At 32.2% G+C, this 24471-nt stretch carries 24 protein-coding genes and 1 pseudogene; 9 read left to right on the forward strand and 16 right to left on the reverse strand.

Annotated elements, in window-relative coordinates:
• Position 1 precedes the first annotated feature (1 nt).
• The 4 genes and pseudogenes from ACKTTV_RS05525 to ACKTTV_RS05540 all read left to right on the forward strand — a co-directional run.
• On the forward strand, positions 2-1174 hold the full coding sequence (locus ACKTTV_RS05525; protein WP_408029824.1) for a phenylacetate--CoA ligase family protein: 1173 nt from the start codon (positions 2-4) through the stop codon (positions 1172-1174).
• Positions 1175-1178: 4 nt separating this feature from the next.
• Entirely contained in the window at positions 1179-1922 is a 744-nt protein-coding gene (locus tag ACKTTV_RS05530) for a glycosyltransferase family 2 protein (protein WP_408029825.1), read from the forward strand.
• Between the two features lie 23 nt (positions 1923-1945).
• Positions 1946-2926 carry a hypothetical protein gene (locus ACKTTV_RS05535; protein WP_408029826.1) on the forward strand — a complete coding sequence of 327 codons (981 nt, stop codon included), beginning with the start codon at positions 1946-1948 and terminating at the stop codon, positions 2924-2926.
• A gap of 12 nt (positions 2927-2938) precedes the next feature.
• A pseudogene (locus tag ACKTTV_RS05540) lies at positions 2939-3073 on the forward strand (protein-L-isoaspartate(D-aspartate) O-methyltransferase); the annotation flags it as partial.
• Here the strand turns inward: ACKTTV_RS05540 and ACKTTV_RS05545 are convergent.
• The 10 genes from ACKTTV_RS05545 to rlmD all read right to left on the reverse strand — a co-directional run bounded on the left by ACKTTV_RS05545 (position 3070) and on the right by rlmD (position 10929).
• Positions 3070-3798, reverse strand: a complete 729-nt coding sequence (locus ACKTTV_RS05545; RefSeq protein ID WP_408029827.1) for a hypothetical protein — start codon at positions 3796-3798, stop codon at positions 3070-3072. The pseudogene ACKTTV_RS05540 and the gene ACKTTV_RS05545 overlap by 4 nt on opposite strands.
• A gap of 74 nt (positions 3799-3872) precedes the next feature.
• On the reverse strand, positions 3873-4028 hold the full coding sequence (locus ACKTTV_RS05550; protein ID WP_408029828.1) for a hypothetical protein: 156 nt from the start codon (positions 4026-4028) through the stop codon (positions 3873-3875).
• Between the two features lie 18 nt (positions 4029-4046).
• Positions 4047-4907, reverse strand: a complete 861-nt coding sequence (locus tag ACKTTV_RS05555; protein ID WP_408029829.1) for a substrate-binding domain-containing protein — start codon at positions 4905-4907, stop codon at positions 4047-4049.
• A complete protein-coding gene (locus ACKTTV_RS05560; RefSeq protein ID WP_408029830.1) occupies positions 4908-5777 on the reverse strand; it encodes a nucleoside phosphorylase in 870 nt (289 codons plus the stop codon). It lies immediately after the preceding gene.
• A complete protein-coding gene (locus ACKTTV_RS05565) occupies positions 5778-6722 on the reverse strand; it encodes a DUF1835 domain-containing protein (RefSeq protein WP_408029831.1) in 945 nt (314 codons plus the stop codon).
• 155 nt (positions 6723-6877) lie between these two features.
• Positions 6878-7201, reverse strand: a complete 324-nt coding sequence (locus ACKTTV_RS05570) for a translation initiation factor (RefSeq protein ID WP_408029832.1) — start codon at positions 7199-7201, stop codon at positions 6878-6880.
• 1 nt (position 7202) lies between these two features.
• Positions 7203-8150: an isopenicillin N synthase family dioxygenase gene (locus ACKTTV_RS05575; protein ID WP_408029833.1), complete on the reverse strand. Its 948-nt coding sequence runs from the start codon at positions 8148-8150 to the stop codon at positions 7203-7205.
• 61 nt (positions 8151-8211) lie between these two features.
• The gene (locus tag ACKTTV_RS05580) at positions 8212-8949 is read right to left on the reverse strand and encodes a DUF6048 family protein (protein WP_408029834.1); all 738 of its coding nucleotides are present in this window, start codon (positions 8947-8949) and stop codon (positions 8212-8214) included.
• Entirely contained in the window at positions 8930-9412 is a 483-nt protein-coding gene (locus tag ACKTTV_RS05585) for a DUF6452 family protein (protein WP_408029835.1), read from the reverse strand. Before ACKTTV_RS05585 ends, ACKTTV_RS05580 begins: the two co-directional genes overlap by 20 nt.
• A gap of 65 nt (positions 9413-9477) precedes the next feature.
• Complete coding sequence (gene rlmD, locus ACKTTV_RS05590) at positions 9478-10929, reverse strand: 23S rRNA (uracil(1939)-C(5))-methyltransferase RlmD (protein ID WP_408029836.1); 1452 nt, start codon at positions 10927-10929, stop codon at positions 9478-9480.
• 237 nt (positions 10930-11166) lie between these two features.
• Here rlmD and ACKTTV_RS05595 point away from each other — a divergent pair, with 237 nt between their 5' ends.
• The 3 genes from ACKTTV_RS05595 to rocD all read left to right on the forward strand — a co-directional run bounded on the left by ACKTTV_RS05595 (position 11167) and on the right by rocD (position 13482).
• The gene (locus tag ACKTTV_RS05595) at positions 11167-11718 is read left to right on the forward strand and encodes an RNA polymerase sigma factor (protein ID WP_408029837.1); all 552 of its coding nucleotides are present in this window, start codon (positions 11167-11169) and stop codon (positions 11716-11718) included.
• On the forward strand, positions 11715-12098 hold the full coding sequence (locus tag ACKTTV_RS05600) for a DUF6768 family protein (protein ID WP_408029838.1): 384 nt from the start codon (positions 11715-11717) through the stop codon (positions 12096-12098). Before ACKTTV_RS05595 ends, ACKTTV_RS05600 begins: the two co-directional genes overlap by 4 nt.
• A 139-nt stretch (positions 12099-12237) precedes the next feature.
• Entirely contained in the window at positions 12238-13482 is a 1245-nt protein-coding gene (gene rocD / locus ACKTTV_RS05605) for an ornithine--oxo-acid transaminase (protein ID WP_408029839.1), read from the forward strand.
• Positions 13483-13559: 77 nt separating this feature from the next.
• Here the strand turns inward: rocD and gap are convergent, their stop codons facing one another.
• The 6 genes from gap to ACKTTV_RS05635 all read right to left on the reverse strand — a co-directional run bounded on the left by gap (position 13560) and on the right by ACKTTV_RS05635 (position 21123).
• Complete coding sequence (gene gap / locus ACKTTV_RS05610; protein WP_408029840.1) at positions 13560-14549, reverse strand: type I glyceraldehyde-3-phosphate dehydrogenase; 990 nt, start codon at positions 14547-14549, stop codon at positions 13560-13562.
• Between the two features lie 228 nt (positions 14550-14777).
• Positions 14778-16697 (reverse strand): hypothetical protein, encoded by a 1920-nt coding sequence (locus ACKTTV_RS05615; protein ID WP_408029841.1) that lies wholly within the window; start codon positions 16695-16697, stop codon positions 14778-14780.
• Positions 16698-16965: 268 nt separating this feature from the next.
• Positions 16966-19938 (reverse strand): DEAD/DEAH box helicase, encoded by a 2973-nt coding sequence (locus ACKTTV_RS05620; protein WP_408029842.1) that lies wholly within the window; start codon positions 19936-19938, stop codon positions 16966-16968.
• A 209-nt stretch (positions 19939-20147) separates the two neighbouring features.
• A complete protein-coding gene (locus tag ACKTTV_RS05625) occupies positions 20148-20480 on the reverse strand; it encodes a CCC motif membrane protein (protein ID WP_408029843.1) in 333 nt (110 codons plus the stop codon).
• A 20-nt stretch (positions 20481-20500) separates the two neighbouring features.
• Positions 20501-20791: a DUF2752 domain-containing protein gene (locus ACKTTV_RS05630; RefSeq protein WP_408029844.1), complete on the reverse strand. Its 291-nt coding sequence runs from the start codon at positions 20789-20791 to the stop codon at positions 20501-20503.
• Between the two features lie 8 nt (positions 20792-20799).
• The gene (locus ACKTTV_RS05635; RefSeq protein ID WP_408029845.1) at positions 20800-21123 is read right to left on the reverse strand and encodes a YbaB/EbfC family nucleoid-associated protein; all 324 of its coding nucleotides are present in this window, start codon (positions 21121-21123) and stop codon (positions 20800-20802) included.
• 136 nt (positions 21124-21259) lie between these two features.
• On the opposite strand from ACKTTV_RS05635, the gene ACKTTV_RS05640 reads away from it, so the two are divergent.
• Together ACKTTV_RS05640 and ACKTTV_RS05645 are read left to right on the forward strand one after the other, a co-directional pair.
• The gene (locus ACKTTV_RS05640; RefSeq protein ID WP_408029846.1) at positions 21260-23356 is read left to right on the forward strand and encodes a S9 family peptidase; all 2097 of its coding nucleotides are present in this window, start codon (positions 21260-21262) and stop codon (positions 23354-23356) included.
• Positions 23357-23448: 92 nt separating this feature from the next.
• On the forward strand, positions 23449-24456 hold the full coding sequence (locus tag ACKTTV_RS05645; RefSeq protein ID WP_408029847.1) for a PLP-dependent cysteine synthase family protein: 1008 nt from the start codon (positions 23449-23451) through the stop codon (positions 24454-24456).
• Positions 24457-24471 lie beyond the last annotated feature (15 nt).

The raw sequence follows: 24471 nt of genomic DNA on the forward strand, positions 1-24471 counted from the left end.
TATGATAAGTCAAAGATTACTTGAACATTTTTCAGTAGTGAAAAACTCTTCACTTTTTAAAAACTATTATGAGGGAGTTAATGAAAATACTATTCCTAAACCTATTGAAAAACATACATTACGAAATATTTTAGAAACTCGTTTTCAACTTGAAAATGAAACTGAAGGTGTTTATTTGGTGCGCTCAGGAGGCTCAACAGACAAACCTTTAATTTTTCCTGTTGACATAAAAGAAAACTTATACCAACGCGAATTATTAGCAAAAGAACTTGTTAAAAGCGGTATATTTTCGTCAAAAACCATTGCATTGAATTTGTTCAGTTACGATAGTATGTATCGATCTGCCGCAATTCTTGACGATATTCTTGAAAGATGTAATGCAACTACTATTGCAGGTGGTTCAAAAACTTCATTTGATTTTATGTTTAACGCAGCGTCTACATTCAAAGCAAATATAGTTTTAGGTACTTCATCGATGTTAACACTTTTTGCTCAGTATGTCATTGATAATAAGCTTAGTTTAAAAATTGATAATATGCTTTTCGCTGGAGAATATCTATTGAAGTCTCAAGCTGAAATTATTAAGAAAGCTTTTAAAACGAAAAATATTTATTCTTTATACGGATCAGCTGAAACGGGAATTTGGGGTTGGTCGACCGATGCTGAGAATACAACTTCTTTCGGGGTCTTGGATGATGTTATTATTGAAATAGATAATCCTGATGACGAAGGAAATGGGATGATTGTAGTTACTAATTTATTACGTAAAAGATTTCCTGTATTTAGGTATTTTGTTGGTGATATAGGATGTTTAAACTATAATAACGGAAAACAAATTCTTACCTTAAAATCTAGGGACTCTAAATCATTTTCAATTCAAGCTAATTCTTATTTTCTAAGTGATTTTGATAAGCTTTTAACCATAATCGATAGATTTCAAATACAGCTATTTTTAGATGAAGACTTGAAAACAGAACTAAGATTTTTGATTGTTAAATCAGAAACTAAGACTGAAAAATCAGAAATTATAAGAAAGGTAACCGAAAAACTTATTGAAATATTAGATATGAACCCCAACTTTTTTTCGCTAAAAGTTGATTTGGTTTCTCTATCCGATTTATATAGAAACGCAACAACCTCAAAAACACCAGTAATAGTTGATTTTAGAAGCTAATAATATGAGGGATTCAATAAATATAGAACTGTATGTGCTTTGTTTTAATGAACAAAAAATGATTCGTCATACATTAAATTATTATGCTCAAATCTGCAGTAAAATTGTCGTTATCGATAATCAAAGTACTGACAATTCTATTGAATTAGCGCGTAGTTATGAAAATGTGGAAATTCGATACTTAGATTCTGGTAACGAGTTTATAGAAGATAAACTTCAAGAAACACGAAACAATTGTTGGAAAGGAAGCACGGCCGATTATGTAATTGTTTGTGACATGGACGAGTTTTTATACGACAAAAACTTAATGGAGAAACTGCTCATGGCTAAACATAAAGGAATCGCGATTCCTATAATTATAGGATATAATATGATGAGCGATCATTTTCCTTCAAACTATGATACCTTAATTACTCAACAGGTTATGCATGGTAAACGATCCAATTGGTTTGATAAAAGTATCATTTTTGATCCTAAAAAAGTAAAAGAAATTAATTTTAGTCCAGGTTCTCACCAAAGTTATCCTGAGTTTTATGAAGATAATATCACAGATAATTTATTAGAGCTAAAATTATTGCATTACAAGTATTTAGGACGAGAGTATCTTTATAAAAAGCATGAGGGGTATGTAAAGAGAATGAGTGATATAAGTAGAGCTAAAAAACATGGCTATGAATATTTAGATGGCGAAAAACATATTGATAATATGTTTGATTCTTCAACCTACTTACATAAAATAATAGAATAAATTTCCTAGATCAATTATAAACAATGGATTTTACAATAGAATTTACCTCAGGAGGTAATCATGGACATCAATTAAAAGACGCTTTAGGCGGACTAACTATTGGTAAATTATTTAACTTAAATTATGTGCATACGCCCTATAGTTATTTAGATTATTTTGGTTTAGGATACCAATGTACTGTTGTAACTAAAGAAGAGCGCGGAGTAAAATATAAAAACGTGGTTCGTATTGAAGGACCTTTATGGTGTGGAATTGATGAATATGACGAATTATTAACCTATTTTGAAAAGGTTTTACCTTTAAGAGATAAAAACACATTGGTTGTTTTCGAAAATGCCTTAAGAATTCATCCTTTTCAAACCATACCTTGGTTTTTAAACGGGAATACGGAACGTAACATTTTTGCTGAAATTCAAGAAGAAACATCTCGAAAATTTAATGAATTACATAATTTAAAAATTACAGATTATAAATCTCCAATTCAAGTAGCTATGCATATAAACAGAGGTAACGATTATGACAAAGAAAAGTATCCAAGTCATTTTTCAACACCTTTTGCAGTTCGATATATGTTTGATATGGATTATTATGAAAATACATTAATTCATATTGAAAAAGCATATGGAGTAGGAAATGTGAAGTTTACGATTTATACCGAACAAGTAAATTCAGAGGCTATTGTGGAAAGATTTTCTAATAGACTAAATACTGAGGTCAAAATAGGATCTAATAGAGAAGAAAAAAACTATGATCAAATTCACCGAATTTTTAGAGCATTCGTTGAAGCTGATATTTTGGTATGTTCGAATAGTAGTTTTTCAGTAATGTGTGCTTATTTCCGAAAGGGAAGGAAAACCATTTATCACCCACATTTACAATTACGTTACCTGCCTGAACCAAACTACATAAAAACCGATGACAACGGAACTATTGATATTGAGGTTCTAAAGCAAAAAATAACCCAAGATGTTTACAATTTATCTGCTTTTGAAGAGGTAGGTTAGGAAGTTTTAAAAGGAGGTAGGTTGTTAATTCCTGTGGGTGAAGGAGAGCAAGTTGTGACCTTGTTTATTAGAAAATCACCTAAAGAATTTGAAAAGCACGAGCTAGGTGATTTTCGATTTGTTCCTATGTTAAAGGAGAAGAATTAATCTATTCTTTTATAGCTTTCGGATTTTTCTGTTATTAGATTATCAATAATATTTAGATATGGTAGTTTAATATAATTGGATTTCACATAGGTAACTTCTTTATAGTCGTAAGAAAAAACAGGTAAATAGAGTTGAACCTCAATACTATCTTTTAATGTTAAATCGGCTCTATTGAAAACTTTGAATTGATCATTTTTATCATCCAGAAAAAGTAAAGGTTTATTATGAATTACATCCATAATTGTATCATTTTTCGTCGTTTTGTAGTGACAATAATTAATACCGAAATCTTTCAAAAAGTCTCGATAACTTATCTTAGATTGAAAACTTTCATAAGGATTAATAGAAAATGTACTTAATCCTGTTCCGCAGGAAACAGAATAATTATATTTTTCTTTTATAAATTTTGAGTTGTATTTGGTTCGATAGTGCTGAAGAAACTTCTCATTATCAATATCAAAGATTATATTCCATCTATAAGTTAATGTTAGGTATGGTTTTATAGAATTATTTTTAAAAGTTAAGATGAAATCATCATTACTTTTATCAATTTCTATAGAAAGGTTATTATTTTCAACTTCAATCAACTCTTTTTCATGAGGATATGATAGAATATATACAATATCGGTCGAAAAGTACCCTCTAAAAACATAGAGATCTACTAAAAATGGACTTAGAGTTACTAAAATAATGGGGATAATAGCTTTTTTAAATGTCTTTTTCATAGCATGAATATAAGACTAAAAACAAAAAAATCCGCCTTAAAAGCGGATTTATTGAATTTGAATAAAGAAATCAACTATTCAGCAGTTGCATCAGCAACTAACACTTCCTGTTGATGAATATTTTGTTTAGTTTGCTTAGTTTCAGCTAAACCACAAGGGCTTGTACTTCCACAAGAAGTAAAACCTAATAAACTAACTATACAAATTGCAATAAATACTACTTTTTTCATTTTTAATATTTTAAGGACTCAAATATACATATTTCTGATCAATTTACCAGAATCTTCCGACTTTTCAATAACGTTGAATGATATCATTTTATTTTGTATCTCTGTAATTAATTCTTCAGAAACAGGTAAACCATCGTTCCATTCGGTTATTGATAGCCATTCTCTAATGTCTTCCAATTGCTGCTCGTACCTAGTTGCTAGTGTCTCATCGATACTTTTTATCTCTTTAAAGTCTGCAGTACAATTGTTAATGATATCCAATACTTTTTTCACTTCATTAAAATTGTTTTCTAAAACTTCATCTCTCACAGCAACAACAAAACAAGGCCAAGGAGTAGGACAATCACCTAGTCTACGAAAAGTTCCATTATCTACTAGAGGTTTGGTGGTAAAATGTTCCCACATAAAGTAATCCGCATCTCCATTTGTTAATGCATTGATACCTCCTTGAAGGTTTCCAACTACTTTAAATTTCAACTTTTGAATATCCCATCCATTGTTATGAGCATTTACAATGGCCATTAAATGTGATCCAGAGCCGTATCTACTGATGGCAACCGTTGCATTTTCTAAATCGTCAATTTTTTCAAATTTAGATTTAGCGCCTACATGAATTCCCCAGACTAGAGGGGTTTTTACAAACGTCTGTGTTATTTTGGAAGGATTTCCTTCTATAATATCTTTAATAATTCCTTCGGTAAGAACTATTGCAATATCGATATCACCAGCTCTTAAGGCTTTACACATAGCACCAGTTCCTCCAGGGAAATCTTGCCAGCGTAAATTAATATTATGTTTTGTGTATTCTTTATTCTTTAGTGTGATATACCATGGATAATTAAAGTGTTCTGGTACACCACCAACTTTTAAATTTAGCATTTATTCAACTAATTTGTTTAACGTGTAGATAATTAAATCTTCTACTGTTTTTTTAGGTTTTTGACTAAAAGTTCCGTTAGCTCTATTAGCAATAATGGCATTCATTGAAGCGGCATTATGTCCTAATAATTTTGCCAATCCATAAATGGCAGAAGTTTCCATTTCAAGATTGGTGATTTTATGTTCTTTAAACTCAAAACTATCAATTTTATTATTTAGTTCGGAATCTTGTAATGGTAGTCTTAAAACTCTTCCTTGAGGACCATAAAAACCGCCAGCAGTTGCCGTAATTCCTTTGTAAACCTTCTCTGAAAGAATTTTTTCTTCCAATGAAGTGCTATTGCTAATCACTAAAGGAGTAGCCTTTTTAGCACTCCAATTGGTATGTTGTACAAAGGCTTCTTCGATTTCAGAATGCCCAATAGTCTCTACTTGGTAAGAACGAAGCATTCCATTTAAATCTAAAGCATGAGAACTTAATAGAAAACTATCTACAGGAATATGGCTTTGAAGTGATCCAGAAGTACCAATTCTAACAATATTCAAAGCAGTGTGTTTCTTTTTAATTTGACGGGTTTCTAAGTCAATGTTTACAAGAGCATCGAGTTCATTTAATACAATATCTATATTATCAGGACCAATTCCTGTCGAAATAACCGAAAGCCTTTTTCCTTTATAACTACCCGTTGTAGTTTTAAACTCCCGCTTTTGAGTACTGAATTCAATACTATCGAAATGTTTAGTTATTTTATCAACCCTATATTGATCACCAACAAATATTATATCTGTGGCAATATTTTCAGGTTTTAAATTTAAGTGATAAATACTTCCGTCTGAATTTAAAATGAGCTCAGAATGTTGTATAGTCATTTACGATGTTATTTTGAGCAGCTTGTCGGTATCGTTTACATACAAATAGCTGTATTTTTTAGAACCGCCAAGATACGAAAAATCTGAACGTATTTGACCATAGAAGTTAAGTTGGTTTTCCAATACTTTTTTACCCTTTCTACTTAGTTTAACAGGATTAAACGATGAAAATAATTTTTTCATGTTCTGAAGCTTGTTTGCATATTGCACATCACCAAAACCATAAAAGCCTTGATCTTTCAGTATTTCACGAACAAGTTGATTCTGACTTTCCAGTTCTTGGGTATTGGCAATATTTAAAAGTTGATTTTCAAGTTTATTTAAACCGTTTTTAATGGAAGGAAATCTTTGTAAGTGAGCTTTAATTGCCTCTTCTAAGTAAACAAAAGGCGACATTGGGTTAAATTTATGAACTGTTTCTAATCTTAGGGGACTATCTGAACAGTACAATTGCCAAATATAATCGGCATATTCTATATCATCTTGAGTAAGTTCAACTCTATCTTTATAATGATTTAATAATTCTTTTTTATTTAAATGGCCTAAGGCATATAATCCTTCTTTACCTTCTATTCTTCCGCTACAAACGAGCGAAATTTTTCTTCCTTTTCTATATCTTTTCAACCAGCTTATTACGGCTACCATGTTTATTTGACAGAAAAGATCGTATTCGAACCATAGAACAATTTCATTTTGCTGTTTTTGTTTACATAGGTTCCTATACTCCTTCAAAGTATAATCGATAAAAGTTTTTTTGGTGGTTTTGTATGAAGATTTTAAAAACTCAAATCTCGTTTTCCAAAAATTTTCACTGCCTACATCAATGGTTGTCTTACCTTCACATAACATTTCCCGCCATGTGATGATTTCTCCATCGAAGTTTAATTTACTTAAAACTTGTGTAGTACTGTCTCCGTTTGTAATGTGTAATATTGAAGATGCCATATTCTTGGGGATAATTGATGATTTCTTAATTTAAATATAAAAACGTTACTTTATTATAAGTGTTGTTTGTTTTCAGTTGTTAATATGGTGTAATATTAAAACAAAATTTATAAAAACAAAAATGCTAGGATCAATTTCCTAGCATTTTAACTTTTTTAACCGCCAACTCTTTTCACATTAAACCCTTTTTCTTTTAGGATTTCCATGATCTTATCCCTGTAATCACCTTGGATAATTATACTGTCATTTTTAAAACTACCTCCAACACTTAACTTTGTTTTTATTTCTTTCGCTAATTTTTTAAAGTCGCTAGTAGCTCCATTATAACCATCAATTATCGTAATGGGTTTCCCCTTACGTTTTTCATATTTACACAAAATAGGATCATCCTGTAACCATATATCAGGTTTTTCTTCTTTCGGTTTTTCCTCAAATTGATGATCTGGGAAAAGATTTTTAAGTTGATCTTGTAAGTCCATTTTATTTTATAAGGCCCAATTCTCTTAGGCGTTCGTTCAAAAATTCTCCTGCAGTAATGTCCTCAAATTGTTTAGGGTTATTTTCATCAATACAATTTTCTAAAACATCTAATTTCATTTCAGATATTGGATGCATAAAAAATGGTATTGAATATCTTGAAGTACCCCAAAGCTCTTTTGGAGGATTCACAACGCGATGGATAGTTGATTTTAATTTATTGTTACTATGACGTGAAAGCATATCACCAACATTAATCATTAGTTCATCAGGCTGGGCAATGGCATCAATCCATTCTCCCTCATGATTTTGAACTTGAAGTCCTTTTCCATGAGCTCCCATCAATAACGTAATTAAATTAATATCTCCATGTGCGGCTGCTCTTACCGCTCCTTTAGGTTCTTCTTTAATAGGAGGGTAGTGAATAGGTCGTAAAATGCTATTTCCGTTTTTAATGTATTGGTCAAAATAAGTCTCTTCCAAACCTAAATGCAACGATAAAGCTCTTAAAACGTATTTAGCCGTCTTCTCGAGCATTTTATAGGTTTGTTTTCCAACATCGTTAAATTTTGCTAATTCTTCAACATTGACATTGCCAGGGTACTCTGATTCGAGTTTAGGATTGTCTTCAACATATTGACCAAAATGCCAAAATTCTTTTAAATCTCCTTCTTTTTTTCCTTTTGCTGATTCTTTACCAAAAGAAACATAACCTCTTTGCCCACCAATACCAGGAATTTCATATTTCTGTTTTACATCTATGGGCAATTCAAAAAACTTTTTAATCTCGTCATATAAATCATCCACTAATTGTTCGCCTAAGAAATGACCTTTTAAGGCAACGAAACCTATATTCTCATAGGCATTTCCAATTTCATTAATGAACTTTTGTTTGCGCTCTACATCTCCCGATAGAAAGTCCTCTAAATTTACGCTTGGAATTTTATTCATTGTTAATAAGTTTTTATGTAATACTTGGTAAAAGTAGTGAAATCAAGCGTATGCAGGAAAATTACTTATTAACAAAAGGTATTAGGTACGATATTGTGTAAAAAAAGCCAAAACCAGTGTTGCTTTCAAAAACTCTATTGAAACCAGGGCTATATAGGGTTTTAAAACCTGTTTGATCGTCAATACTCAATATAATTTTATAAGAGAAACCAGCTCCAACAAATAAGTTTTTTAGTGTTTCAACTTTCATCCCAATTTGTATTTCCGCCCAATGTGCCATTAACTCAGTTTCTTTTCTTGGAGTTGTAATGGTATTTGATGGGAAATAGGCAGTAGTAACATCGGTTCCTGGTAAAGAAGTGGTTCCTACGGTTGTATTAGGAGTATAACTATCTAAAGAATGATCAAATAAAGCAAAACCATAACGACCACCAATAAATATTTCATTATTCATATCCAGCCAATTCTTGTACGCATTATAGTTAGCTCCAATACGAATAAAGCTCCCTTGAGACGTTGATGTGGTAAAGTCTTCATATGTAGTTTCTTTTTCGTACCCTAGCTCCGTTGCAATGTACCAGTTTTTTGTAATTCTATAATCACCAACCAGCTCCAATCCACTATAACTTTTATCAAAAAATGATAAAACAGGTCTGCTAATATCAGCTCCAATTCTTAATCCGTATCCAGTTTTATAGGTAATACTATCTTTTGGAATCTCTTCATTTATTTTCTTTTGACTGAAGACGTTAAATGATACTAACGAGATTAGAAAACAACTAATGAAAAATTTGTACATGAGATTGAATTTGGTGATTAATTTCTGGGATCGAATTGTTAGATAGTCTCTCGATCCAAGAGTTGGTAACAGTTAAAGTAACATCGTCAAAAACATATCTAAAACCACAAGATCGAGAAATATAATCTTCTTCTGGAGTATAGGTTATTGTAAGTGTATCTACTTTGTTATCAGCTAGATTTCCTTCGGCATCATTCATTTTTAAAAGATAGACAGTTTCAGAAGCTAAACCATTTAAAGGAATTGCTATTGAATCAAGTGTTCTAGTACTAATAAGGCTATCGGTTTTACTTTGAGCAATTACCGATAAGCGAGGTACGCTTTTTACAGCAGTAATATCATCTTTATCATAAAAACGAATTACTAAATTAGGCGTTACTGGAGTTGTTGTACAAAAGTCATCTTTTTCACAAGCGTTAAAAGCAAACAAACAAAGTAACAAAATGCCAAAACATTTTTTCATTGATCGAATATTTTACAATGCGCAAATTATATAGCGCTATTAAATTTCCAATAGATGGATTTGGTTTATTTTTCAAATAGCACCACAGTTTCAATATGAGCTGTATGCGGAAATTGATCTACTAAACTTATCTTTTTAATTTCATATCCCGCATTAACCAACTCTTCAGTATCGCGAGCCTGAGTTGCTGGATTACAAGATACATAAACCATTCTATCCGCTTTCAAATTTATGATTTTTTTAAGTGTTTTAGGGGTGATTCCCGCTCTTGCAGGGTCAAGAATAATTGTTCTTATCTTGTTCCTGTATTGAGGATGCTCTAGTAAAAACTTTCCTACATCTGCAGCATAAAACTCAACACCTTCAATATTATTGCGTTTTGCGTTCTTTTTAGCATCTTTAATTGCTGAAGCAACAATATCAACACCAACAATTTTAGTATTATCTGCTTTTGAAGCTATAATTTGCCCAATAGTTCCAGTTCCGCAGAATAAATCCATTACCACAGTATTATCTACAGCATCTTTATTTTCTAAAGCATAATCAACAACTTTGGTGTATAACTTTTCAGCTGACTTCGGATTTGTTTGAAAAAAGCTTTTCATGCTAATCTCAAAATTTAAGTTTAATAACTGCTCTACAATTTTTTCATTTCCATAAACAAGATTGATACTACCGCTAGTAGCAATAGTTCTATCACCTGTTTCATCATTAATTGTATGAAGAAGCCCTGCAACTCTATCTCCAAATAATTCAACTAAATACTGAGCAAATTTTTGCAAGTCAAATTTAGGTAAATCTGCTGATGTTGTTACTAAATTAAATAAAAGTTGATTTGTTTTATAAGACTTTCTTACCACAAAATAGCGGAAGAAACCTTCTTTTCTTGGAGCATGCCATGGGGCTAAATTGGTGTTTTCACAATACGCTCTAATCTTATAAAGATTGTTTTCGAATTCAGCGTCAAACAATCCACTATCTTTATTTAAATTTTCACCAATCCACCAAGTTCCACGTCTTTTAAAGCCTAAAGTAAATTCATCAACATCAGTTTTGTTTTCATTGTCGTATCCAATCGCAGAAAAACTATATTCCATTTTATTTCTATAATGGAAAGCATTTGGAGAAGAAACAAATTCATCAAATAAGTCTTCAATGTTTTCAACTTTACCAATCTTTTTAAACAAACTCATGGTACTTGCATATTTGTACTCATGTTGCTTTTCAATAGGAAGTTGAATGTATGGTGCACCAGGTATGTGTTGATAAGGAGAAACGATTTCATCTTTAGATGCCTCGATTACCTCTAATAATTTACACTCGGCATATTTCTTTTTTGATTTATCTACTCTTGCTTTCACAAGTTGACCAGGAAGTGTGTTGGGTACAAAAATTACAAATTCTCCCAGTTCAGATCTAATTCTACCTATTCCTTTTCCTCCAAAAGCATAATCTTCAATTAAAATTTCTAAAATCTGACCTCTTTTTACAAATTTATTACGTTCTCTTCTCGGCATGTTTTGCAGCGTTTGTTTCTTATTATGGATTTCTCAAGCAACTCAAGAGTCACTTGGCTCCATAAATTGAATCTTATATTTATAGTTACCTTTCCTGTTGTTAATTGTGAGTAACAATTAACGGACTGCAAAATTAGGAAAAGATATGGTTTGTAGTACTATAGTTGACTGCAATAAATTTTTAAAATAAAAAATGAACTTTTTTAAAAACATACCGTCTACCAATTGAAGTATATCATGAAAACAAAAAGTAAACAAGAGGATTCATATTTGGTTCGGGCGTGTCTTTCTGGAGAAAAGAAAGCAGTAACAAAACTCGTTAAAAAATGGCATTTGGTATTTTGTAAAGTTGCTTACAGATATGTTAAGGATAGAGAAGTAGCTAAGGATATAGCACAAGATAGTTGGAGAAAAATTCTTAATAAATTGGAAGGATTGCAAGACCCACAAAAATTTGAAAGCTGGGCTTTAAGTTTAGTAAAAAGAAAGGCTATTGATTATTTACGGTCCAATAAGCGAAAGGAAGAACAATTAAAGAGAATAGCTGATGAAGATAGAAGTATGACTGAAAAAGAAGAGGATGTTAATGAAGACAGAAAAGCTCTTTTGAAAAAAGAAATAGAAAAATTAAACAAGGGACAAAGAGAAGTTATTCAATTGTATTATACGCAGGAATACTCGTTGAAGGAAATCAGTTCGATTTTAAATATATCAGTAGGAACTGCAAAGTCACGAATGTTTCATGCAAGAGAACGATTAAAAAAGGTAATTTTAAAAAGTAAATTATGAGAGATATAGAGGAAATAGATAAGCTAATTAAAGAAACGTTAACTGAAGAAGAGGCAAAATTTTATGAAGAACTAGATGAACAAAATGTTTTTCAAATGATTCAAGGGTTATTTAGAGGAAAGAATAAATGGATTATGATACTGATGAATATCATGACGGTGGTGATGTTTGTATTTTTTGTTTATTGTTTGGTCCAATTTTTTCAAGCAGAAGAAATTAAGGAATTAATCAAATGGGCAGGAGGTAGTATTATATTTTTATTAGGAGTAAGTATGTTAAAGATTTTTGCATGGCTTCAAATGGATAAAAATGCTGTTTTACGTGAAATAAAGCGTTTAGAGATTCAAATTTCATCAATATCGGCTAAAATCTCGGACTAAGATTTTAAGGAGCAAGGAATATTTAGTAATTTGCGCTTTTCTAGGGATGATTTCTCTCCCACGCTGCTTTTTCGAGTCCTTCGGAAAAATAAAGGTACAGTAGGAATCGTTATTTTATCAATTTTTAAAAATTACGAAAATGGCTGTTTTAGAACATTTAACTTCACAGCAAGCAATTGATTTAGAAAACAAGTACGGAGCGCATAATTACCATCCATTACCAGTGGTGCTGAGTAAAGGAGAAGGTGTTTATGTATGGGATGTAGAAGGTAAGAAGTATTATGATTTTCTTTCTGCATATTCTGCAGTTAACCAAGGACATTGTCATCCAAAAATTGTGGGTGCTATGGTAAATCAAGCACAAACCTTAACCTTAACATCTCGTGCTTTTTATAACGACATGTTAGGGCGTTATGAAAAATTCGCAACTGAGTTCTTTGGTTTTGATAAGTTACTTCCAATGAATACAGGAGCTGAGGCCGTTGAAACTGCATTAAAATTATGTAGAAAATGGGCTTATGAAGTTAAAGGAATAGAAGAGAATGAGGCTGAGATTATCGTATGTAAAAATAACTTCCACGGAAGAACAACGACAATAATTTCTTTCTCTAACGATCCAGTAGCTCGTAAAAACTTTGGTCCATTTACTAATGGATTTATCAAAGTGGATTATGACAACTTAACTGAATTAGAAGAGGCTTTAAAGAACAATAAAAATGTAGCAGGATTTATGGCAGAGCCTATTCAAGGTGAAGCTGGTGTTTATGTTCCTTCTGAAGGATATTTAGCCGCTGCGAAAGCATTGTGTGAAAAATACAACGTATTATTTATTGCTGATGAAGTTCAAACAGGAATAGCACGTACAGGAAAATTATTAGCTGTTCAGCATGAAAATGTACAACCAGATATTTTAATTTTAGGAAAAGCATTAAGTGGAGGAGCTTATCCAGTTTCTGCAGTATTAGCCAACGATAGCATTATGAATGTTATTAAGCCTGGAAATCATGGTTCTACGTTTGGTGGTAATCCAGTGGCTGCTGCTGTTGCAATTGCTGCTCTTGAGGTTGTAAAAGAGGAAAAATTAGCTGAAAACGCTGAGCGTTTAGGTAAGATTTTTAGAGAAGAGTTAGGGAAGTTTGTTGATGAAAATGAACTAGTAACTCTTGTTCGTGGAAAAGGGTTGTTAAATGCTGTTGTAATTAATGATACAGAAGATAGCGATACTGCTTGGAATATTTGTATGAAGTTACGTGATAACGGTTTATTAGCAAAACCTACACATGGTAATATTATCCGTTTTGCTCCGCCATTAGTAATGAATGAAGAGCAATTAAGAGATTGTATTGATATTATTAAAAAGACTATTGCTGAGTTTTCGAAATAGTTTTAGAAGATAAATACTAAAAAAGGGCTTTGATTTTTATCAAAGCCCTTTTTTATGTTCTAATTATCAATCTACAATTAGATTTCTAAAATTTGACGTATCATTTGATTAGTAAATCCCCATTCATTATCATACCAAGTCATTACCTTTAGTAAATCCCCATCTACTACTCTTGTCATACTCAGGTCAACAGTTGAGGCGTATGGACTTTGAACAATATCGGAAGAAACAATAGGTTCGTAAGTGGTTGCTAAAACTTTTTTATAACGATCTGTTTCTGCTTCTTCTTCAAGTATAGCATTTACTTCTTCGACGGTAACTGGTTTTTCAGTAACAAATGTCATATCAGAAATAGACCCAACAGGAATTGGTACTCTTAATGCAACACCATCGAATTTACCCGAATATTCCGGAAGTGCTTTGGTGGTTGCAATGGCTGCTCCTGTAGAGGTAGGGACAATATTTGCCGCTCCAGCTCTTCCCATTCTAAAGTTTTTATTTGAGATAGAATCTACCATATTTTGAGAAGCTGTATACGCATGGACGGTTGTCATAATGGCTTTTTTAATACCGATCCTTCTACCTAATACTTCCACAACGGGACTGATATTATTGGTAGTACAACTAGCGCAAGAAAATATACTTGTTCCTTGTTCGGTTGAGTTTACACCATGCACTACAGTAGGCGTATTTGGGCTTTTAGTAGGAGCAGAGATTACTACAGTTTTTGCTCCTGCAGTAATGTGTTTTTCAGCATCTTCTTGCTTTGTGAAGAATCCTGTACTTTCAATAACAATGTCAATTTTATTTTCTTTCCAAGGTAATTCTTCTGGGTTTCTATTTGAGAAATATTGAATCTTTTTACCATTTACGATTAAATGATTGTCATCATGTTCGACTTTCTTATCGTAAATACCGTAAACAGTATCGTATTTTAATAAATAAGCTATGTTTTCAATTCCAACAAGGTCGTTTACAGCTACCAATTCTAATCCAGGTGTTTCTAGGATTACTTTTAATGCAGCTCTTCCAATACGTCCCATTCCATTAATGGCTAATCTTTTCATCTCTATTTGATTTGTTAATTGTTTGATATTTAGTCGTAAAAAGGACTGATAAATTAATAAGAATATTTTAGAAACTTCTAATTAATTAGACTAAATACGTGAATTATAGGAAGTAAGGAGTTTTAATGTGATAAATGCGTTAAAACTTAGGGTTTAGTTCTTAGAAAAAAGGAATCAAATAAAAAGGGAACCCGTTAAGGTTCCCTCTATGTATAAAAAGTCAAGGACTTATTTTTTCAATAGTTTATTGACTAAAGCTTTTAATTTTTCTATTTCTTTAGTTTGATTTTCTAATGTTTTAATCTTCTCTTCTTGTACCTTTAATTGCTTTTCTTGAGCAATGGTGTATAAAGTCAGTTCTTCAATCTTTTGTAAAAGTTTTGCATCCATTGATCCTAAAAAGAAACCTTCTTGACTAACTTCTTCAGCACTAGGAATATCTTTTAAATGCCCATTTTTTTGAATATGATTTTCTACTTCATTCAAAGTAGGAAGGTCGTAATTGTTCTCGAATACATAATCTGGCCAGTTGGTATATGTAGCTACTTTTACTTCTTCAGCAGCGATTTTTCCTTTAACACCTAATTTGAATCCTTTTGTATCTGTAGTTCCGATACCAACACTACCTCCGTAATTGCGGTCAATAACAAGTTGGGCCAAACTTAAATCTGCTTTACCTATAGGCAGATTTCCTGAAGATGTTCCTAGTCCAAGACCCGCTTTCTCATTTTTCGCATCAATAGCAATATCTAAATATTTTAATTGATTATGGCTGTTTTTAGAGTTAACACGAACCCCTTTTATATTGTCATTGATTTCAAGGTTTTGGAATCTAGAAATTAAATTTTCTTTTGAAGTTACTGATAGCTTCGCATCAGGGGTTACTATTCCAATTCCTACGTTTCCAGTATGTCTTGAAGCTATTAGTACATCAGTAGGGTTATCATAGCCTCCTAAATAGAGTAAAGAAGTGGAATTGTCGGTTTTAATTGGTTCGATAACGGCGCCTGCCGTTCCATGCCAAACACTCAAATATTTATCATCAAAACCTTCTCTGTAAATTCGAAATTGATTTCTCTCTAAACCTCTTACATCAAGTTTTGATTTCGGAGTTTTATTTCCGATACCGACATTACCGTTTTGTGACAAGGTTAGTATGTCTTTATCAGATGAATTCCAAAAAGACAAAGAACTATTTATATCCTCTCGCCCTATTATTCTCCATTGCTCAGTAGAGTTGGTTTTAAATGATTGCCATGTATACCCCCAGCCTGGTTGCGCTCCAGTAAAATCTAATGAGAGTGTTCGGTTTTTAGAGGACTTTATGTCCAAGGGGCTTGAAGGGCTTGTTTTTCCAATACCTATATTACCATCTGCTAAAAGAGTTAATACATTATTACCAGGGTAACTCCAAAATTCTAGTTTTGATTTATTTGGATTAGCTGCTAAATAAGAATGATTTAAGTGAAATTCACCATAGTGATTTGAAGCAATATTGTTGTTAGTGAACTGAATAGTACCTAAGTTTCCTGATGATTTTAAACTTAAAATAGGTCTAGTATCACTTACTTGTAATAATTTACCTCCAAACCAGTTTTGAGGATTGTTGGTTCCTATACCAATATTACCATTTGCCGCAATTCTCATTCTTTCTGCTCCGTAAGTTGAAAATTTTAAAGCAGCATTTTCTCTATTTAAAAAGTGAACCTCACTATCACTTTCATTGATTAAAACGAAACCGTCCGAGACATTTTTTCCAGAATGATTGTTCGTCAAAGCAATTCTGGTATCTACATTATTACTGTGGATATGAAGATTGGTAAATGGGTTTGCGCTTCCCATACCAATGTTTCCATTGCCTAATATTTGTAATCCATTTGAAGCAGAGTGAGCACCTCCAATATTCAGGTTGTGAAAGGTTTTGGCTTGACTGTTATAATTATAAATAAATGCATTATCAGCATCAAGCATGTTGGTAGTTAATCGGAAATTCGTTTTTCCAGTTTCGGTTGAATAAGTGTGACTTGCACCTTGAGAAGATGATGCTCCTTTTACTGTCAAGTCACCATTAATTGTTTGGTCTTGAGCCCTTAAATTTATATTTAAACCTATCATAGCAAGGACAGCAATTTTGAATTTTGTTTTCATGTGTTTATTTTTTGTTTAAATCTCGTGTATATTCTTAATTGGTAACCAATTTTTAGATTAAAGAGTTAGTTACTTATAAGGATTTACAAGTTTCGTATTTTTAAAATGTTAATATTTCTTTAGCAATAGAGAAAAGTAAGAGTTCTCATATCAATTAATTTGTGGCAAAATTAACCAATTTAATGAGGATTACAAAAACATGCCTACCTAGTTCGACCGAGTTGAAATCAAATCAGCAAACCATTGAGTTAATACGTTATGACGCTTCTTAATAAGCCATTTCTTGAATATTCAAATGTTTTTTTAATAAGCCAGAAGGTGTTTTATTAGCTTCATTTAAAATTCGAGTATCTCCAAATAATATAAAACTGTCTTTAGCTCTTGAAACTGCAACATTCAACATGTTAGGTTTGTTATCTCTGTCGAAAAACATGGTTCCTTCATCTTCATTACTATATACCGAACTAAATAAGATAATACTTCTTTCGGCGCCCTGTAAAGCATGTACCGTTCCTAGTTTAATATCATTTATTTTATAGCCAGCATCAGTCAATGCTTTTGATAATTCCGTTTTTTGACTGGCAAAAGGAGTAATAATTCCTAAAACACTTTCGATAGAGTCAACATTATAGGCTTTTTGTATTGCATCTTTATTTTGTTGTAACCATAAAATAATAGCATTTACTTCCTTCATGTTACAACGGCTGTTGTACTTTCGTTCACTTACACCTTCAACATGATAGGCTACCATTGATGGAAAAACTTGGTCGTCTTTAGCTTTTCCTTTCATGGGTTTTAAAATACCATCATAAGCCAGTTCATTACAAAAATCAATGATTTCGTCATTACACCTTCTGTGTTCAAGAAGAATCAACCCGTTTTCTTTTTTGTTCCCAATAACAGTTTCATATTCACAAGCGTTTTGTGCCATTTTCATAATACTTCCGCTAGAAGCTAAAAAACCTAAACTATCTAACAGTTCGTTTTCTTGTGGAGTTTCAATTATATGCAACGAACTTAAGTTTCCAGTATCAATTTTTGGAGGAATAGACCAAATAGGTTCAATCTGTTTTAAGTCTCCCACAACGAAAGCTCTCTGTGCTAGCGCAAAAAGAGGAATACTAACTTCGGGTGTAACCTGACCCGCTTCGTCAATGATTAGTAAGTCAACAAAATTAGTTAGAGGGAAATATTCAAATATAGGTTTTCCTTCCTCACTTTCTCCTTGAAATTGACTACGAACAAAATGTGATGGCGCCATATAGAAGGTAGCAACAAAACAAGGGGTAAGCATTGCACGTCGTTTCCATTGTGCCTTTATTGTATTTTCCCCCGTACCTCTTTCAGTATCATTTTCAACAACGTCAATGGTTTCAAGAATCCAACGAGCCTCCCAATAATGCGTAGCTAATAAAAAGGCTCTATGACGCAAGGTCATATCAATTTCATTGTAAAAATATCCCTTAGATTTGTCGAGGTTTGGGTTTTTCTGTAAGTCTAAATCCCACATTTTTTCTTCAGAAACAAAAGGCTGTCCCAGAATTTTATTCTCTTTTTTCCAATCGCTTAGTTTAAGATTAGCTTGGAGTAAAAGGTTTACGTTTGCAAAAAGCTGTTTAATGTAAGAGAGGGCGGTATCTTGGTCTTTAAGCTTATCTTCGGTAATTTTAAAAACATGCTCCTCGTTTTGCGAGTTTTCATCCGAAGTAAAGTAAACACGAATATCATCAATAAAGTTATCTTGTTTATAAGTCTTTTTTAATTCGGCTAAAAGTGATCGCCATTGATGAATTTTTGTAATAATAAAAGTATCACCTGATATATGATCTTCTTCTCTTAATAATAGATTGTTGATATAATCAATTGCAGTAATATAGTCATTAGAAAAGCGAACTCCATCAATTAATTTATCTTCAATGTCAATTAATTCTTGTTGCAGTTGGTAACAAGCTTCTTCCAAAGAAGATTCTTGATAACCGAAGTAATTACTGTATTTTTCAAGAAAGTAATATTCAGCATCATATAAATATTGTTCGTTTTCTAAATCACAGAGGGTTCCCTCATAACCAAAAAGATTTCCTTTTAAATAGTTAATGTCTTTTAAAGCCTTGTCCGCTTTAGAGTTTGAAGGAAGGTAAGTTGCATATCCTTTAAAGTTTGGAATCCAGCGTTCAGCAAGCTCTCCTAAACTACTTGCGGAATTGATAAAACTATCAATAATATTGGTTACCGCCTGATTGTTGTTGGAACAAGCTAAAATCAGAGGAGCTTCTTCTCCAATAATTGCGGATTTAACGAATTCTGTTGCGACTAAACTTTGAAGCAATGTTGTTTTTCCTGTCCCAGGAGGTCCGTTTACAGCCATTACTGGATTATCTTCCGCTACTAAGTAGGAGAGTAGTGTTTTTCTTTGACTTATGGAAAGTGGAAACTCATTCGACATTTGTCCCAAATGCAAGTGGTTGTAATGCAAATAACCTTCATCGGTCACAGGTGGTTTTCTGTAACGATCAACAGGAGTTACAATTTTTGCCAGAAGAGGCAATTCATCAAGGTTATCTAAAAGATTTTCATATAGAAATAAGATACTTTTGGCTGTTGATATTTTTGAGCTTACTGCGAAATAAGTAAGGCTATGTTGTGTTGTGTACTTCTCTGTTTTATAGTTTGAAATACTACTAAAAGTAATTTCGTTAAATACTTCATTTATATAATCCCAGTAAACATCCCATCCTATTTTTTCATCTTCGTCATATGCTTCTGGTTGCTCAACATCACGAGCATTTGTAACATTTTCTAAGGATGAAAAAATGAAATCATTTTGGACATCAGCTATTGGAGTAACGTAATTCCTCACAATTAGAGGGAATAAATCTCTTGGAGCTGAAAGCTTTCCAGATCTGTCTAATGTGGCAGTGATCCAAAATGGGTGAATAACGTTTTGTTTGAATTTTTTATTATCCGTTTTAAATTTTAAATGGAAAGGGGAAATCAAGATTTGAGTTTCATTAATTTCTTGCCATCTAGAACTATCTTTTTTAGAAATTCCTTTCAGACGATTAATTCTACGCTCTTCCAAATCTAGAATTTCTGTAGCGTTTTTATTACTAATTAACGCATTGGTTAAGTCTGAAGAGTTTTGATGATACAGGTGTTTTATTCTTGAAATATCGATAGCTAAGTTTTCACTATCAAACAAACTATTTTTATAATAAAGTAACCAATTTCTTTCGTCGTCCATGAAAAATAAAATCTACAATTAAATAGGATAATTAGGGGGAGAATGGGCGCGAAAATAATAGAATTTATTCTGTTTTTTTAGTGAAGAACAACTTTCTTATCATAAAAGAATTAACAATTTTATGAGTAATTAAGAATCAATAAATTGTAAAAAAAAATCCTGAAGTTCAACTTCAGGATTTTTAAATATTTGTATTTTAACGAATCGTTTTACCAACCATTCATTCTTTCTTGTAAAAGTTCTGGATCCTGTAAAGCATCCCAACCTACAACAGCAATCATTCCAACTATAAATATTAAATAGAATACACTTAGCGCGATTCCGATAATTGCTAAAATTCTTCCTGTATTTAAGTTAGAGTAGTTTGTATAAAGGCTCGGATTTAAATCATACTTATTTTTATCTTGCTTAAACAAAACAAGAGCAATAACTCCAAGAATAATTCCAGGTATTCCATAGCAGCAACAACTTAAAATTGAAATAATTCCTAAAACCAAAACAGCAGTTGCATTGGGAAGTTGTCTTTGTTCAAATTCGTTCATGAATAATATATTTTATTTAGTTAACTTAATAATTTGTTCATTTTTATGATGTAAGCCAAAATGATAATGGCAACATTACTAAAGGCTAATACCACTAAAATTTTTAAGGTGATTTTCTTTTTCAAAAAGAAATGAAGAATGGCAATGGCAACAAGAAGAATTGTAGTGTATATTGCAGGAAACATGGTAAATGCATCGTAGAATTTCCCTTCAGATAAAAGTATAGTAGATCGTTGTAAACCACATCCAGGGCAATCTATTCCGAAAAGTTTCTTATTCATGCAAGGCAACATGTAATCTTCTAATTTCATGCCTGTTTTTATTTGAACATATCCATTCCAGGAATATTTGGCATACCACTTTTGGCAGCTATAGCAAGTTCCTGTTCATTAATTTCACCAGCTCTTTTTAAGGCTTTGTTTAAAGTTAATATTAGGTAATCTTCTAGTTCTTCTTTATCCTGAAGTAAAGATTCGTCTACTGAAATAGCTTTGATTTCTCGATTCGCAGTTACGGTAACTTTAATGTTTCCATTCGCCGCAGACTCATCTATCAAAACTGTATCTAACCTTTTTTTAGTCTCTTCAACTTTATCCTGGGCTTCTTTCAATTTACCCATCATATTAGAAAGATCTCCAAACATTGTATTTATTTTAAATCTATTGTTTTACAAAAGTAGTATTTTCACTTGAAAATAAAATAACCAAATTAAAATGAGAAAAATAATTATAGCAATAATAACTTTAAATCTTATTTTTGCTTCCTGCAAAAAAGAGAGAATGAATACAGAGATACAAATTCCCGTAGCTGAAAAACAGCCAACTAAGTTAGAGAAACACGGAGATGTAAGAACAGATAATTACTTTTGGATGCGTTTGACCGATGAGCAAAAAAATGCTGAGGTTAAGGATGAACAAACCCAAAAAGTATACAATTACTTGAATGCTGAAAATGAGTATTATGAGCAAGAAATTGCAAATACGAAAGATTTTCAAGAGAAGTTGTTTGAAGAAATGAAGGGGAGGATAAAAGAAGATGATGAATCGGTTCCTTATAAAGAAAATGGGTATTTTTATATTACACGTTATGAAATTGGCGGTCAATATCCAATTTACAGTAGAAAGAAAGAAACTTTGGAAGCTGAAGAGGAGATTATATTCAATGTAAATGAGGAAGCAAAAGGACATGAGTATTATCAGTTAGGAGGTTTAAGCGTAAGCCCAGATAATAAGTTGGCAAGCTTCGCTGTAGATACCGTAAGTAGACGTCAGTACACCATTCAAATTAAAGATCTTGCTACAGGAGAAATCCTTGGTGATAAAATTGAAAACACAACAGGAGGATCAGTTTGGTCAAATGATAACAAGTCATTTTTCTATACGAAGAAAGATCCTGTTACTTTAAGAAGTTCTCAAATATATAGACATGTTTTGGGAACAGATTCTTCAAAAGATGAATTGGTATTCGAAGAAAAGGATGAAACATTTGGAGTTTTTGCAACGAAAACGAAATCTAAAAAATACATTGTTATCGGTTCATATAGTACTGTTTCTACTGAATATCGAGTTCTTGAGGCTGATAATCCAGAAGGTGAGTTTAGAGTAATTCAACCACGTGAAAGAGATTTAGAGTATGATGTTGCACACTATGAAGATGCCTTTTATATCAGAACCAATAAAGATGGAGCTACAAACTTCAAGTTAATGAAAACACCTGAGAATAATACTACCAAAGAGAATTGGATAGATGTTATTCCTCATAGAGAAGATGTTTTACTTGAAGATTTCTCGATTTTTAAAGATTATTTAGTTCTTGAAGAAAGAAGCGAAGGGTTAAACAAAATTAGAATTAAGCGTTGGGATGGTAAAGAGGATTATTATTTACCTTTCAATGAAGAAACATACTCAGCTGGTGTTTATTCTAACCCTGAGTTTGACACAGATGTTATCAGATATTTATACAACTCAATGACAACTCCAAGTTCTGTAATTGATTTCAATATGAAAGATAGAACTAAAGATGTTAAAAAAGAGCAAGAGGTGTTAGGAGGCAAGTTTGACAAAGCTAACTATGTAAGTAAGCGTATTTGGGTTCCTGCTCGTGATGGGAAAAAGGTGGCTTTGTCTATTGTTTATCACAAAGACACAAAAATAGATAAAAACACACCTGTATTACAATATGCTTACGGATCTTATGGGTATACGATTTCAGATGGCTTTTCTACTACAAGATTAAGTTTACTAGATAGAGGATTTATTTTTGCTTTAGCTCATATTAGAGGAAGTCAGTATTTAGGAAGAGATTGGTATGAAGACGGAAAAATGTTAAATAAGAAAAATACATTTACTGATTTTATCGATTGTTCTAAATATTTAATAGATAATGGTTATACATCATCAGAGCATTTATATGCAATGGGTGGATCAGCAGGAGGTTTATTAATGGGAGCCATTATAAACATGAACCCAGAGTTATATAATGGAGTAATTGCAGCGGTTCCTTTTGTAGATGTTATTTCAACAATGTTGGATGATAGTATTCCATTAACAACAGGAGAGTATGATGAGTGGGGAAATCCAAACGATAAAGAATATTATGATTATATCAAGTCGTATTCTCCATACGATCAGGTAGAAGAAAAGGAGTATCCAAACATGTTGGTTACAACTGGTTTACATGATAGTCAGGTACAGTATTGGGAACCAGCTAAATGGGTGGCGAAGTTGAGAGAATTAAAAACAGATAACAACTTATTGTTTTTACATACAAATATGGAAGCTGGACATGGAGGAGCTTCTGGAAGATTTAATTCATTAAAAGAAACAGCAGAAGAATATACGTTCTTTTTGATGTTAGAGGGTCAGTTAGAAAAATAATTATATTTTTGCCCACGGAAAGCGAAGGTTGTTATTATGAAAAAATAGAAGAAAAATTTATTTCACCCTAGTTTTTCATAATGACGCCTTTTATGATTTTAGAAAGAATGAGACATACTGGTATTACCAATTCAGTTTTAGATCTAGTAGGAGAGACCCCTTTAGTTAAGTTACATAATATCACTCAAAATATCCCAGGAAAGTGCTTTGCTAAGTTAGAAGCATTCAATCCAGGACATTCGGCAAAAGATAGAATAGCTTTACATATTATTGAAACTGCTGAGAGAAAAGGAATTGTAAAGAGAGGCGATATTATTGTAGAGACTACTTCGGGAAATACCGGTTTTTCACTTGCTATGATTAGTATTGTAAAAGGATACAGATGTATTTTGGCTGTTAGTGATAAGTCATCTCAGGGTAAAATCGATATGCTAAAAGCCATGGGGGCAGAAGTACATATTTGCCCAGCGAATGTTGCTGCTGATGACCCTCGTTCTTATTACGAAGTTGCGAAAAGATTACACAAAGAAAATCCAGGTTCAATTTATATTAATCAGTACTTTAACGAATTAAATATTGAGGCGCACTATGTAAGTACTGGTCCTGAGGTTTGGGAGCAAACGGAAGGAAGGGTTACGCATATTGTAGTTGCGAGTGGAACTGGAGGAACTATTTCTGGTACCGGTCGTTATTTAAAGGAACAAAACCCAGATATAAAGGTTTTAGGAATAGATGCTATTGGTTCGGTAATCAAAAAATTTCATGAAACTGGTGAGTTTGATCCAAATGAAATAAGTCCTTATAAAATTGAAGGACTTGGGAAGACGCTTATCCCTACATCGACAGATTTTGATGTAGTTGATATTTATGAAAAGGTTTCGGATAAAGATTCAGCGTTAAAAGCGAGAGAATTAGTAAAAACGGAAGGTATTTTTGCAGGTTATACTTCTGGAGCGGTTTTACAGGGATTACAGCAATATGCAGATCAAGGGTATTTTGATGAAAATAGTGTTATTGTGGTAATCTTACCTGATCATGGTTCAAGATATATGAATAAGATTTATTCAGATGAATGGATGAAAAACCAAGGTTTTTTGTAAAAAGATAATTTAAAT

This window comes from Tenacibaculum xiamenense, from assembly GCF_964513065.1.
GTDB lineage: Bacteria > Bacteroidota > Bacteroidia > Flavobacteriales > Flavobacteriaceae > Polaribacter > Polaribacter xiamenense.